This window comes from Laspinema olomoucense D3b, assembly GCF_025370785.1.
In the GTDB taxonomy this organism is placed as follows: domain Bacteria; phylum Cyanobacteriota; class Cyanobacteriia; order Cyanobacteriales; family Laspinemataceae; genus Laspinema; species Laspinema olomoucense.
In genome coordinates, this window is record NZ_JAMXFA010000002.1 from 277,928 (window position 1) to 291,559 (window position 13,632).

The 13,632-nt window shown below is 48.1% G+C and carries 8 protein-coding genes; 1 reads left to right on the forward strand and 7 read right to left on the reverse strand.

Annotated elements, in window-relative coordinates; genetic code table 11:
* Positions 1-258: 258 nt before the first annotated feature.
* From recR to NG792_RS02380, 7 genes are all read right to left on the reverse strand, one after another.
* Positions 259-858, reverse strand: coding sequence for a recombination mediator RecR (gene recR / locus NG792_RS02350; protein ID WP_254564188.1), 600 nt, complete (start codon positions 856-858; stop codon positions 259-261).
* A gap of 65 nt (positions 859-923) precedes the next feature.
* Entirely contained in the window at positions 924-2,714 is a 1,791-nt protein-coding gene (locus NG792_RS02355; RefSeq protein ID WP_261234368.1) for a glycoside hydrolase family 55 protein, read from the reverse strand.
* 112 nt (positions 2,715-2,826) lie between these two features.
* A complete protein-coding gene (locus NG792_RS02360) occupies positions 2,827-3,549 on the reverse strand; it encodes a 4'-phosphopantetheinyl transferase family protein (protein WP_261234369.1) in 723 nt (240 codons plus the stop codon).
* Between the two features lie 234 nt (positions 3,550-3,783).
* Positions 3,784-4,200 carry an endonuclease domain-containing protein gene (locus NG792_RS02365; RefSeq protein WP_261234370.1) on the reverse strand — a complete coding sequence of 139 codons (417 nt, stop codon included), beginning with the start codon at positions 4,198-4,200 and terminating at the stop codon, positions 3,784-3,786.
* A gap of 763 nt (positions 4,201-4,963) precedes the next feature.
* Positions 4,964-5,815 carry a transglutaminase-like domain-containing protein gene (locus NG792_RS02370; protein ID WP_261234371.1) on the reverse strand — a complete coding sequence of 284 codons (852 nt, stop codon included), beginning with the start codon at positions 5,813-5,815 and terminating at the stop codon, positions 4,964-4,966.
* A 455-nt stretch (positions 5,816-6,270) separates the two neighbouring features.
* Positions 6,271-9,801: a tetratricopeptide repeat protein gene (locus NG792_RS02375; RefSeq protein WP_261234372.1), complete on the reverse strand. Its 3,531-nt coding sequence runs from the start codon at positions 9,799-9,801 to the stop codon at positions 6,271-6,273.
* A gap of 433 nt (positions 9,802-10,234) precedes the next feature.
* Entirely contained in the window at positions 10,235-11,095 is an 861-nt protein-coding gene (locus NG792_RS02380; protein ID WP_261234373.1) for an SMP-30/gluconolactonase/LRE family protein, read from the reverse strand.
* A gap of 411 nt (positions 11,096-11,506) precedes the next feature.
* Between NG792_RS02380 and mrdA the strand changes: the two genes are divergently transcribed.
* Positions 11,507-13,276: a penicillin-binding protein 2 gene (gene mrdA, locus NG792_RS02385; RefSeq protein WP_261200225.1), complete on the forward strand. Its 1,770-nt coding sequence runs from the start codon at positions 11,507-11,509 to the stop codon at positions 13,274-13,276.
* The last annotated feature ends 356 nt before the right edge of the window (positions 13,277-13,632 follow it).

The window sequence follows — 13,632 nt, forward strand, 5'->3', positions numbered from 1 at the left end:
AGCATTAACTCTACAGGCTAACCGGGCGTAATTTGCCCGAAAGAGATAGAAACAGTCAAGTTTCTGGCACTTGATTCGTCATAGTTTCAATCTATCCTAACTCAAACCCGGATCAGTGGGCCTGTGGTGCAGTTGCCTAGAATCTCCGGTGAAGGATGAGATCCAGGGGACAAGAAACCGGGTTTCACCGCCCAGATTTGCTCCAAATTGGCAGAAATTTTGCACAGAAACCCGTCTTCTAATCTCTGGTGGGGCATTTTAGTCTAAATCTCGACGACCCTCCAACGCACGTGCTAAGGTAACTTCATCGGCATACTCCAAATCTCCTCCCATTGGCAATCCAAAGGCAATGCGCGTGACTCGGGTAAAAGGTTTGAGTAATTGTCCCACATAAAGGGTCGTAGTTTCTCCCTCCACACTGGGACTGATGGCAATAATTACTTCTTTGATTTGTTGTTGACTCACGCGCCTAACTAATGCTTGGATATTCAGTTGTTCGGGTCCAATGCCATCCATAGGCGAAATTACCCCACCGAGGACATGATATTTTCCTCTAAATTCCCGAGTTTTTTCTAAGGCAATTAAGTCCCGAGAGTCGGAAACTACGCAAATCACATCGCGATCGCGATTGGGTGCACGACAGATTTCGCAAATGGGTTCTGCACTCAAGTGAAAGCACTCTTTACAAAATCCCACTTGTTGTTTAGCATCGATTAATGCTTTCGCCAATGCCTGAATTTCATCATCGGGTCGCTTCAGTAAATGGAGGGCCAGTCTTTGGGCGGATTTAGGGCCAATTCCCGGCAAACGTTGTAGTTGCTCGATTAAACGAGCTAAAGGACGAGTATAAACGGTCAGTCTCCTGTGGACTCCAAAAGATACTCTTCCATTTTACCGATTTTGCTTCCCCGATGAACAGGAATTTACGGCAAACAAGGAGGTTCCTCAAACCCCGTATTTCCCTTGGCGGTAACATGGCAGGAATAAGTCAAAGAAGCTGAGTTATTTCCTTGATTATTTTCTATGGTATTTCTCTTTCCTCCCGCTGTCCCTCGGGCTAAAATTCCGCCATTGACAATATTATTGGTAATTGTCACATCTTCCATCACCCCGGGAGCATTGTTGGTATCGGCATTTACATAAATTAGCTCAAGATCCGTCGGTCCGGCATTAACTTTATTTCCCACAATTTCCACCTTTTTAATGGAGGGGATTTTGTACAATCCAATGTAAGTATTACCCTGATTATTACGGAGAATTGCACCATTCACTTCGGTTCCTCCACAACATTCTTGAATTAAAATACCCTCCCCATCTACACTCAGATAGGGCGTATCTCGGATGCGATGGCGATACACTTCATACTGATTTCCCTCCACTAAAACATTCGATCCAGACCAATCAATGGCCCGATTTTCTAAGGTGACTGCACCTTTTGGTTCTTTTAACCCTGTCGGGTCCGTCCACCATTGTTTGCTGCGTTCGTCGCGGACTTGATTATCTTGGATGACTAACCCATCCCCCGAGGCAGAAATGGCGACCCGCATGGTGTGATAAACCCAGTTATCTCGGACGGTAATTCCAGTGCGAAATAGTCCCGGTTCTGTATGAGGATTGGCATTTTTTTGTAATCCCCCGGATTTGGACCGATTTACCACAATTCCATAGTGATTGCCATAGTGGAAGGGGACTTTATTTCCTTCTGGGTAGGTGATAATTTGTTCCCCGCGAATGGGTTTAACTTGATAACCGGGTTGGTCGTAGTTGTCGGTAATATTGTCATTAATTCGATTATTGGCAATTAAAATATTAGCTTTGGCATTGACTTTAATATTGGCGGCAAACCGATAACTGTAGCGCAACCAAGGACTTTGAAATGAAGGGTCAGGAACTCGCGGGTCGGGTTCAGCAACATTGTTGCTGCGAATGCCAAAAATGACCAGATTTTGATTGTTCCCGTTATCCAAATCTCCGCGCAAGGAAATGGCGGCACGATTGATATCCAGATAGACTAATCCAATATTACTGTCTGTATCTCCCGCAGCGGTAGTGATGGTTTTAAAGGCCGTGTCGTTCGGAGTACCATTCCCTGAGAATTGCGGTTCATATTTAGGAAATTCGAGTTTGGATGGAGGATTAAATTCGGCATTTTTGGCATCGGTGACTGAGGGAAGTTCACCCCGGAGAAGGACTCCAGTTTTGAGGCTGATGCTATCTTCAAAAGAGTAGGTTCCGGCAGGAAAATAAACCACTCCTCCGTCATTTTCGGCAGCGGCATCTCGCGCGGCATTAAACCGCGCCACCATCGTTCCTCCTTGGAAGTCCTGGATATTATAGACGCAGTTCCATTTAAGTTGATTGGTCCAGGGATAGGACGAGTTAGAATATTGTTCAGCAATAGGATTATCGGTTGGTCCTCCCTGGGGACTGCCACAATTTGCGGCAAGTATTCCCGGAGTTTTTGGGGATTGTGGCGCTGATGTTGGCGTTGCCGCTTCGGGTGCAACGGTGACAGATTCTGGTGAGTTTACGGAATTAACTGCTACTGGATTGGGCAAGGTTTGGGGAGAATTATCCAGGGAATTGCTCAGATTTTTGCTATAATTAAAGATGGTATAACCCCCGAAAATCAGGCTCAAGGTGCAACCGGCAAGGCAGACAAATTGGCCGATTTTTTTCCATCGAGGACTAAGGCGATGTTTGGGTTGATTCATGATATCTTCTGAGTAAGATGGCGTGAATTAGCAGAGATGTCTCCCACGGGATGGCGTTGTTAAGGGCGTTTGCAAACGGTAAAAAAGGTGCGGTTAAAATGGCGGATTGATGTTAATCTTTAAAATAACATAATTGCCAATCTTGACCCGCGATCGCCACGGCGGCTACATAATCGGGATGAGGGTGCAGTTCCGCGATGAACCAATTGGATGCTAACTCGGAATTTCCCTGAATTCTTAGTAATTTTGCAGGCATTCCGGGAATTAGAGACACTTCCACTTCATCCAATCCTGCTAATCCATCGCCGGTTGCCTTTAAATATGCTTCTTTGCGAGTCCAAGCATTCAAAAAAGCAGCTTGTTTTTGTGCCAGGGATAAAGCAGCGATCGCCTCTGCTTCGGCGGGAGTAAAAAACCGTTTCGCCAACTGTTCCGCATCGGATAAAGGACGAATTTGCTCTAAATCAATTCCCACAGGTTCCGAGGCGATCGCATAAAGCGCCAATCCCCCAGAATGAGACAGATTAAAATGCAGACTCTGCTCAACATTTGCCAACATCGGTTTCCCCTTGGCACTGTAGCAAAATTCTATCCCGTCCGGTGCAACCTGTAAATACTTCCCCAACAGCGATCGCAACATCCCCCGTCCCACAATAAACCGACTGCGATCGTGTTCAAAATAAAAGCGATCGGCCCTTTTTTGCTCCTCCGGGGACAACATGGCGCGAAATTGGCGGATTTCTTCAGAATTGCGATCGAGTTCCACCCGCCAAACATGAACCTGTTGCGGCAATAATTTTATCCCTTCTGCTGGAATTTTCCATTCTATATTCATCCAAGTTCAACGTCCCGACTTCAGTCGTTCTCTGCCTTCAAAAAATCGCGATTCTAGTTTACATAAAGAAAATTTTAGAATAAAACAGCCCTACCCTTAACAAAGCTAATTTTTCACCTTATTCCCCTCCCCTGGAGGGGTGTCCCGGAGGGACGGGGTGGTCTGTTTATGGGGTGTCCCAGAGGGACGGGGTGGTCTGTTTATGGGGTGTCCCAGAGGGACGGGGTGGTCTGTTTATGGGGTGTCCCGGAGGGACGGGGTGGTCTGTTTATGCGGACTAGCCAACACTGGATGACTTCGCAAAAAATCCATAACCCCTGCTAGATTATTCTTGACATCACTATCTCGCAAATGAACAACCGTTAACCCTAAACCCATCAGAAAAGCATCCCGTTGAGCATCATATTCAGCCTTATCATCATGACTGCTACCGTCTACTTCAAGCACGATCGCCTTGGACGCGCAATAAAAATCAACAATATAATTACCGATGATTTTTTGGCGATCGAAATCTAGCCCTAAAAACTGTTTGCGTTTAATTTGATTCCATAGCAACACCTCCGCCAAATTTCCGGCACTGCGCAAGGCTTTAGCCCGGTCCTTCAGTGCTGGGTTATAGGGAAGAGACATATATTTTTGAGTATGGCGCATAGATAAATACCTGTTCACTCGCTAGAATTTACCACCCCGTCCCGAAGGTGTACCCCTTCTAGGCTAGAATTTACCACCCCGTCCCGAAGGTGTACCCCTTCTAGGCTAGAATTTACCACCCCGCCCCTTCGGGGCACCCCTCCAAGGGAGGGGAATTTATCACCCCGTCCCCAAGGTGTACCCCTTCTAGGCTAGAATTTATCACCCCGTCCCGAAGGTGTACCCCTTCTAGGCTAGAATTTACCACCCCGTCCCTTCGGGACACCCCTCCAAGGGAGGGGAATAAGGTGCACTCCTTCAAAGCTAGAATTTACCACCCCGTCCCTTCGGGACACCCCTCCAAGGGAGGGGAATTTTGGGGCTTATTTCTCTGTTAAAGAGTAGGGGGATTTTATTGTCCTGGCTCAATTAATTTTTGGATTGTTCAATCGCTTTATCGGGCAAGAGATCCCAGCTTATTCCCCTCCCCTGGAGGGGTGTCCCGGAGGGACGGGGTGGTCTCTTTATGGGGTGTCCCGAAGGGACGGGGTGGTCTCTTTTTATTACAATTTCAAAAGAAGTCTACCCCTCTTACTCTATAATTGTCCACAAATAGAAATGGAGTAGGGGCATTTTATTGTCTTGGTCCAATTAATTTTGGGATTGTTCAATCGCTTTATCTGGCGAGAGATCCAACCTTATTCCCCTCCCTTGGAGGGGTGTCCCGAAGGGACGGGGTGGTCTCTTTTTATTACAATTTCAAAAGAAGTCTACCCCTCTTGCTCTATAATTGTCCACAAATAGAAATTGCCTCTGTAGTCAATGCCGGAACCTCGGAACTATTTTCATCACGAAGATGTTCCATCAAAATCTCCATCTTGTTCAAAGCAATATTCCCGAAAATAGTCGCAAAAGCAACATCGGAAGCATCCCGTCCCGTGCCGATTCTAACGATTCCATTTTGAGGCGCTAACCTTGTGGCATCAAACAGATACCAACGTCCTCCCAAATATGCCTCAAAACAAGCATGAAAATCAGGTGGATTTAACCCATAAGCATATCCTGCCACACATCGCGCTGGAATATTCAAGGCACGACAATAGGCGATCGCCAAATGAGCAAAATCCCGACAAACCCCAATCCGTTCCGTTGCTGTATCAAATGCCGAAGTATGGGGATTGCTGGTTCCATACTGATAAATCACTTTTTCATAAATCCAATTACAAATCGCCGTCACCCGAGAATATCCGGGTACCAAGTCTCCAAATTCAGAAAGCGCTAAATAATGGAGGCGATCGGACTCACAATAGCGACTGGGATAAAGATAGTGGAACGTCTCCACGGGTAAATCTGCTGGCGGTACTTCAGCAATGGTATTGCCATCCCCATAAAAGTGGGTCATTTCCACGGTTGCCTGATAGAAAATATTCAAATTTGTACCGGCAGGGACATTCACTCGAAAATAGCGATTTTCCACGAAGGGGGTAACATATTCATCGATGGGAATATCGGGGTCGATGATTAATTGTTCGGTGAGGATTTTCTGACAAGGGGTTTCTACAACGCGGATATTAAAGACAAAGGTACTCAGGGACTCAACATTATAATTGAGCGTACACCCTAGTTTGAATTTCATGTTTTTTAAAGCGGGGATGGGGTAGAGTTGAATTTAATTTTAGCATAATTGGCAGGGAGTTGCGACAATCGACCGAGTTTAAAAATCCGCCTGTAGGGGCGATTCGCGAATCGCCTCTACATTGGTCAAAACCGACTGGGGAAATGATTTTTAATGGGTTGTTTTTTGGACCCAGATGGGAAATCAGGGTTTCTACAAATTTGCGGAAACCTGTTGACAAGGTTGGGGATTTTTGGTAAATTGTTATTGTGGGAGAAGGTGCGGCCAAAAAAAGGCATTCCCAGGCATTAAATTCCCCCCAATCTGCTGGAGGGGGTGTCAGATAGAGTCAAGTATTGGCAAACGGAATAAGCTGTAGCACTGACACACCCTCCGGGATGAACTTACGCTGACGCACCCTCGCGGTTAATTGCTGCCTCATTTTTCTGGACAAACCGAACAATCATTCCCTCAAATTAGGAATTGCGCTTATCCCTCAACTGCTGGAGATTTTCTGCTGTTTCCTTTGTATGCGGATGCTCATCACCGAGAACCTTGCGGCGAATATTCAGCGCTTTCAGGTAAAGCGGTTCCGCCTCGGCATATCGCCTTTGATAAAAGTACAATTTTGCCAAATTATTGAGACTGTTAGCAGTATCCGGATGCTCATCATCAAGGACTTTACGACGAATATTTAGTGCTTGTAGGTACAGCGGTTCCGCGTCGGCATACCTTCCCTGATAATAGTACAATGCTGCCAAATTATGGAGACTGCTAGCAGTATCGGGATGCTCATCCCCGATGACTTTGCGTTTAATATTCAGCGCTTGTAGTAAAAGCGGTTCCGCTTCGGCATACCTCCCCTGGTAATGGTACAATGCTGCCAAATTATGGAGACTGTCAGCAGTATCGGGATGCTCATCCCCGAGAACCTTGCAACAAATATTCAGCGCTTGCAGGTAAAGGGGTTCCGCCTGGGGATACCTTCCCTGGGAATTGTACAATGCTGCCAAATCATTAAGACTCAAAGCAGTATCCCGATGCTCATCTCCGAGGACCTTGCGGCGAATATTGAGCGCTTGCAGGCAAAGCGGTTCCGCCTCGCCATACCGTCCCTGGGATTTGTACAATCCTCCCAAATTATTGAGACTGTCAGCAGTATCCCGATGCTCATCCCCAAGGACTTGGCGGCAAATATTCAGCGCTTGTAGGAAAAGCTTTTCCGCCTCGGCATACCTTCCCTGGGATTCGTACAATCCTCCCAAATCATTGAGACTCACAGCAGTACCCCGATGCTCATTTCCGAGGACTTTGCGTTTAATATTCAACGCTTCCAGGAAAAGCGGTTCCGCCTCGGCATACCGTCCCTGGGATTTGTACAATCCTCCCAAATTATTGAGACTCACAGCAGTATAACGATGCTCATCCCCGAGGACTTTGCGGCAAATATTTAGCGCTTGCAGTAAAAGCGGTTCCGCCTCGGCATACCGTCCCTGGGAATGGTACAATTTTGCCAAATTATTGAGACTGTTAGCAGTATCGAGATGCTCATTTCCTATAACTTTGCGCCGAATATTCAGCGATTGTTTCCATAACGGTTCCGCTTTCCCAAATTCTCCTTTTTCATAAAGTGCAACACCAATTTCATTCAATCGCAGGGCTAATTCCGGCGTTACCTCTAACTCCCCAACTTTGACATAAGCATTATGACGTTCGGCATACTCATCTGCTGCTTGATGCTGTCCCATTTTGCGACATAATTCTGCCATTGCTTCTAATACATCTAAAGTGTGGAAATGACTGGGACCAAATACCTGTTCTGATGCGGTTAGCGCTTCTTGATATTGTGCTAAAGACTTCGGATATAAACGGGGTCCCATGCGAGCATGAATCCCCCCTAACATCATCAGACTCGTGATGGCGATCGCATGATTTTCTCCTCCGAATTCTATTGCTAACTGTCGCGCTTCTTTGCAGAGTTGTGCTGCATCATCGAGTTGGTTGTTGTAAATCTTTAATAATGCTGCGGTTTTCTTGACAGTTGCCAGGGAGATGGGGTGGGGTTGGGGTTGGGATGTCAGGATTTCTAAGGCGCGATCGCAACAAAGTACCGCTTCTCGATATTCCCCACAGTCGCAGGCGATCGCCGCTAGGCGGTTGAGGACCTCTGCCACCTCTGGCGCATCTTTCCCTAAATGCTGTTGGCGCAACTGCCGCGATCGCATTGCTGCATTTTTAGCATCAAAGGTGCGACTGCCTCTCCGATACACCTCCGCCAATTCATACTCCACTCGCGCCGCATCTAAACTGTCCCCTAATCCCACTGCCGCATATTGCGCCTTGGCAGTTTCTAATTCCTTTAGCGCTTTCTCTGTTTCTGCCAACTCCACTAAGGAATATCCCAGCAGCATCTGTGCCTTGGCAGTGGTTGCGGTAACCGTTTCCCCCAACCGCTTCACCAGCGATCGCAACATCTCCACCACTTCCGAATGTTGCTGCTTTTCCTGGTGAGTCGGCATCTGCAACAATACCCAGGCAATCGCCTCCTGGGAATCACTGCTGTCTATTGCTTGATCCAATGCCTCATCCAGCGCCAAGATTGCCGCTTGCGGGGTTTGCGCCTGGAGATACTCCTGCTGCAACTCCTCATATAATCCCTGATGCAGCATTTGCCGTTGCTGTTGCGGTTGGTTTTCTAGCAAATATTGCCGCATCAGGGGATGTATCCGCCATTTCCCCTCTGCCACTGCTTCTATATAAGGAGAGGCAATCACTTCCGCAAACCGTCCCCGCCAAGTTTCCAGATGCTGCTGTTGCAGCAGGCGATCGCACCTTGCCTGATCCCACTGACGGGGAATTGCCAAGACTTGCAGCATTCGCAGTTCCTCGGGGTCCCAGGTTGCTGCTTCTGTGGTGAGAAATTCCTCGGGTTTCCCGGCAAAATCCTCCACCTGCGGCGATCGCCTCTGTTGGATTTTCTGCCACCGCTTCACACACAGATGCATATAATAAGGTGTTCCCTGGCAAATCTCGGTGATGGTTGACAACAGGCGATCGCCGGTAATTCCCGCAGTAGTTAAAACTTCCTGACTTTCTGCCTCGGTTAGCGGCAGGATGGGAAGACTCTCACCCCCCTCAATCCACTGCGGCAGTCGTCTTGCCACAATTACCCACAACACCCAAGGATTCGGTGCAGAAATTAGGGTTTCCAACCACTCCGGATGCCGAGAATCCGCCAATGCCTCATAGTCATCTAACAGAATTACCAGAGGTTTCTTCAGGCGATCGAGATACTGCTGCAACCCCTTCGCCAATAATCCTGGCAAATATTCGATAATTTGATATGGACTGACAAAATCTTGCAGGGGTGGCAACTCCCGACACCCGGTTTCTTTCCACCACCGCCATGCGTCAGCATTTTTGAGGAAAAACCAGTTTAATTTTAGCAAAAAGGTGATCAACGGCATCGCATCCTTGCCGATTTCTTGCAATTCCTCCAAGAAATACGGTAATAACTGCTGCATGGTTGTGCCAACTTCTGGCAATCCCATTTGCTGCAACAGTTTATCTAATTCAATGCCAGCAAATGCTGATGCTAAATCCGCACCCGTGCTCAGGCGATCGGCGCGATCGATTCCCTTGGCATATTGATCCTGAGTGATATTCAGATGGGGATTTGTCAAGGATTTATAACAAGTAAAGGCAAAATCAAAGGAACTGAAATCCTCTTTCCCTTCTGTTAACTGACGCCGTAACTCAATCAATGCTGCTTCATCGGTGGCAGGATTGCGACGGCGAATTTCTATGCCATCGATATAGATGCAAGGAACCTGGGGTTTGATTTTCTTGGCGATCGCTTTCCCCACTCCCCAACAGAGGCGATCGCTACCATAAAATACCAGCACATTCTGAGGTTGACTCCCCAGGCGAGAGAGTCCCTGCTGCACTGCTTGGAGATACTGCTGCCGGGGAATCACAACATCTGGGGGAAGGGGTGACGTTGCCATTATTGATTGGGTTTTAAGTGGATTGTTTTAGTTTATCTTAAGTTGGAGGGTGAAGATGTCTTTTTTTTGGCCGCACCTTTTCCCATGATAAAAATTTATCAAAATTGGGAATCTTTGTCAAGGGTTTTGGTGCCACAGGGGAAAAATTATGGCGGATAATCCTCTCGGGCGATTCGCGAATCGCCGCTACAGAGATTGGGGAGGGTGTAGACTGGATTGAAGGTAATTTTAAAGCTCAAGATGCCTTTTTTTGGCCGCACCTTTCCCCATGATAAAAATTTAACAAAATTCGGAACCCTTGTCAAGGGTTTTGGTGCATCAAAGTAAAAAAATAGGGCATTTTTTACAAGTTGTACCAGTGACGCACCCTACGACTACTAAGGCGATAATGACAACCTGCTGGGTTTTAAACCTCAGCAGGTTGTCGCCTAAATTACACAGCAGTTTTTGCTAGAAATTCTGGCATCCCGCGAATGCCTAAATTAAGATGAAACACCGCACCAGCACCTTTTCCTTCTTTGGCGCGATTGTCTCCGCCTGCGGTAGTTACATAAATGTCTGTATAATCTTCTCCGCCAAAAGTGAGAGCGGAAACTTTTTTCGCGGGGAAGGGAATGCGGAGGACTTCGGTGCCGTCGGGACTGTAGCGAAAGAGGTGATGACCATCCCATCGGGCGGACCAGATATAGCCTTCAGCATCGATCGTCATGCCGTCGGGAACGCCTTTTTTTTCGGGGATGGTGATGACGACTTGGCGATCGCTGATGTTTCCGGTTGATACATCGTAGGCAAAACGGTAAATTTTACGTTTAGGGGAGTCGGTCAAGTATAAGTGTTTCCGGTCCAGGGTGAATCCCATGCCGTTGGGAATTTGTAAGTTTTCTAGCACTTGGGTGAGAGTGCCGTCAGTATTCAGGCGGTACAGGGAACCGAGATGCTTGCCTTTTTCCATCGTGCCGCTAAAGACTCGTCCGGCGGGGTCAACGATGCAGTCATTAAAGCGGGTTTCGCGTTCCGCAGGAATTTCCGGGATGATGGGGGTGAGGGTGCCATTTTGCCATCGGGCGATCGCCCCTTTTGCCATGAAAAACAGCAAGGAACCATCCTCATGAACAGCGATCGCCCCTACGGAGTCCCCGGCATAAATCTGTTCATGAGATGCCGTTGCCGGGTCATAGCGGAACACCCTTCCCGTAGGAATATCACTCCAATACAGGCGTTTTTCCATCGGATGCCAGGTGGGAACCTCAGCATTGTGACAGTGATAATCGGCGATAATTTTCGGTGTTTCCATGATTGGGTTCTAAAAAACGAGGATTGGTAAAAATTAGATTGATCAGAAGGTCAACTATCTTTACCCAGGGTAGCGAATTGCGTTAAGATTGAACATCAGGGGGAGAAACACCGCAACCGGGCCGAAGGGAGTCTGAGGTAGAGTAGGACTGGAAAAACGGTGCAATGGATTGAAGAAATGATATAAATTGTGGGAATAAAAAAGAACAACCAGGAGCCGAACATTGCTCACCCTAAATCTCCCCGGACTGGAAGGGGGAAAGCCTACCCCGATCGCCAGGAATTTGATAGAATCTTCCGGAGCGATCGAACAGCTAGAGGGAGTGTAGCAAAAACAGCGGCTCCAGTTCTCGGGTCTGGGGACCCGTTAGCGCGATAGTGTTTAAGTGAACTCCTGCGGGATGGGATAAAGATGGTTACCGGACAGACGAGTTTTTTCTCTAAAGTCAGCACGAATAAGACAGACACAAAGCGATCGCCGATCCGACCCTTTGTACTGATGAGCATCGTCACCTTACTTATGGGTGTATGCGGCGCGCGTCTAGCACAGTTGCAGATTATAGAAGGGGAAGAGTATCGACAACGAGCAGAAGATAACCGGATTCGGCTGATTCCGATTCCTGCGGCGCGGGGTAATCTAGTAGACCGTAAGGGTAAACTGATGGCAGCCAATCGGTTAGCGAGGGCGATCTATTTATGGCCTCGGGAGCAACAACCGGCGCAATGGAAAGAAACAGCCAAAAAGCTCGGTCCCCTGATTGATGTTTCCCCCGAGGATATCATCAAGAAAATCAACGAAACCGGATATGCTTCGGGAATGCCGGTGCGAATCGCCCAAAAAATTGACCCAAAAGCGTTTGTGACCATAGCTGAGGCAATGGCAGACGTTCCCGGAATTGAAGTTCGGGCCGAATCCAGCCGATACTATCCCGAGGGGAACACCGGCGCTCATGTCCTGGGATATATTGGCGAAGCAACCCAGGAAGATCTGATGGCGAATCCAGAGTATCCGATGGGAATTATCATCGGCAAGATGGGAATTGAAAAGACGATTAACCAGCAATTGACGGGAGTTTGGGGTAATCGTCTGGTGGAGGTGAATGCCAATGGAGAGGAAATTCGCGAACTGGGGGTGCGATCGGCCATTAGTGGGGAACCCCTGGAATTAACCCTAGATGCAGAAGTCCAGAAAGCTGCGGAACGCGCACTAGGGTCCCGACGGGGTGCCGTGGTGGTCCTCAATGTCAAGACTGGGGGGGTGATCGCAATGGCCAGTGGACCCAGTTTTGACCCGAATATCTTCACCCGCAACGTTAGAGCAGCGGAATGGCAGAGTCTCCAGGAGTTAGAAAATCCCTTTCTGAATCGAGCCTTGCAAGGGTATCCCCCCGGGAGTACCTTCAAAATGGTCACTGCAGCGGCAGGAATTGGGACCGGAAAATATCAACCGGATTCCTATTTAGGAACCTCCTCCTATATTGTGGTCGGTGGCATTGCCTTTCACGAACATAGTGGGGGATATGGGGTGATTGGGTTCCAGGATGCTTTGGCATACAGTAGCAACACCTTTTTCTATCAAATCGGGATGGAAGTTGGACCCGAGGCGATCGCCGAATGGGGAGGTAAACTCGGGATTGGTGAGTCTACCAGCTTAGAGTTATTGGGACTCGATGGCGGCACTCACGGAATGATTCCCACCCCAGAGGAAAAACTGCGGATGTACAACGAACCCTGGTATGCCGGGGATAGCGTGACGATGGGAATTGGTCAAGGGATGGTGTTATGCACCCCCTTGGAACTCGCCGTGATGTCGGCGGTATTTGCCAATGGAGGGAACCGAGTCAAACCCCATTTACTCGCCTCTCAAAGCAATACCCCCGCCACTAAACCCGAACCTGTGGGACTCTCTCCCGAGGCAATTTCCGTGATTAAAGAGGGAATGGTTGCCGTGGTGCAAAAAGGGACCGCCCGAGTCTTAAATGATGGGACCGTTCCCTTAAGCGGGGGCAAAACCGGGACCTCAGAGGTCTTAGGACAGCCTTCTCACGCCTTGTTTGTCGGATTTGCACCGGCAGTCAATCCCGAAATTTCCATCGCCGTAGTGGTGGAAAATGGTGGCTATGGTGGGGTTGCTGCGGCACCCGTTGCCTTAGAAGTCTATCGGACCTATTTCAAGAAGTAATTCCTCATGGACACCAAAAACCGGGTTCAGGTGCGATCGCCTGAACCCGGTTTTTTAGTGGTTTCCCCTTTCCTTCCCTACGGATTCGCCTTTGATCCCAAATCCGGTTGTCAAAAGTCGGTTTTTCTTGAGCCCGCGCTTCTCGGGCTTTGTCCTTGTAGACCCACCCTTGAGTCGCGCTTCTTTTTATAGACCTGGAGCAACCGAATTCGGTATGATTAAGAAAATCAACAAATTCTCCACTGTCTTGAAATTTTGAGTTTTAATAGCAGATAGACTCTCGGGTCACCACGACCCACCCTATCCATTGATTTGGTAAACAATTGTCCCCTCTGGCTCCCGATGGGAAGCACAGA

Excerpts from the sequence above, each read along its gene's own strand:
- NG792_RS02355 (WP_261234368.1), bottom strand. The coding sequence starts at position 2,714 with ATGAATCAACCCAAACATCGCCTTAGTCCTCGATGGAAAAAAATCGGC.
- NG792_RS02360 (WP_261234369.1), bottom strand. The coding sequence starts at position 3,549 with ATGAATATAGAATGGAAAATTCCAGCAGAAGGGATAAAATTATTGCCG.
- NG792_RS02365 (WP_261234370.1), bottom strand. The coding sequence starts at position 4,200 with ATGCGCCATACTCAAAAATATATGTCTCTTCCCTATAACCCAGCACTG.
- NG792_RS02370 (WP_261234371.1), bottom strand. The coding sequence starts at position 5,815 with ATGAAATTCAAACTAGGGTGTACGCTCAATTATAATGTTGAGTCCCTG.
- NG792_RS02375 (WP_261234372.1), bottom strand. The coding sequence starts at position 9,801 with ATGGCAACGTCACCCCTTCCCCCAGATGTTGTGATTCCCCGGCAGCAG.
- NG792_RS02380 (WP_261234373.1), bottom strand. The coding sequence starts at position 11,095 with ATGGAAACACCGAAAATTATCGCCGATTATCACTGTCACAATGCTGAG.
- mrdA (WP_261200225.1), top strand. The coding sequence starts at position 11,507 with ATGGTTACCGGACAGACGAGTTTTTTCTCTAAAGTCAGCACGAATAAG.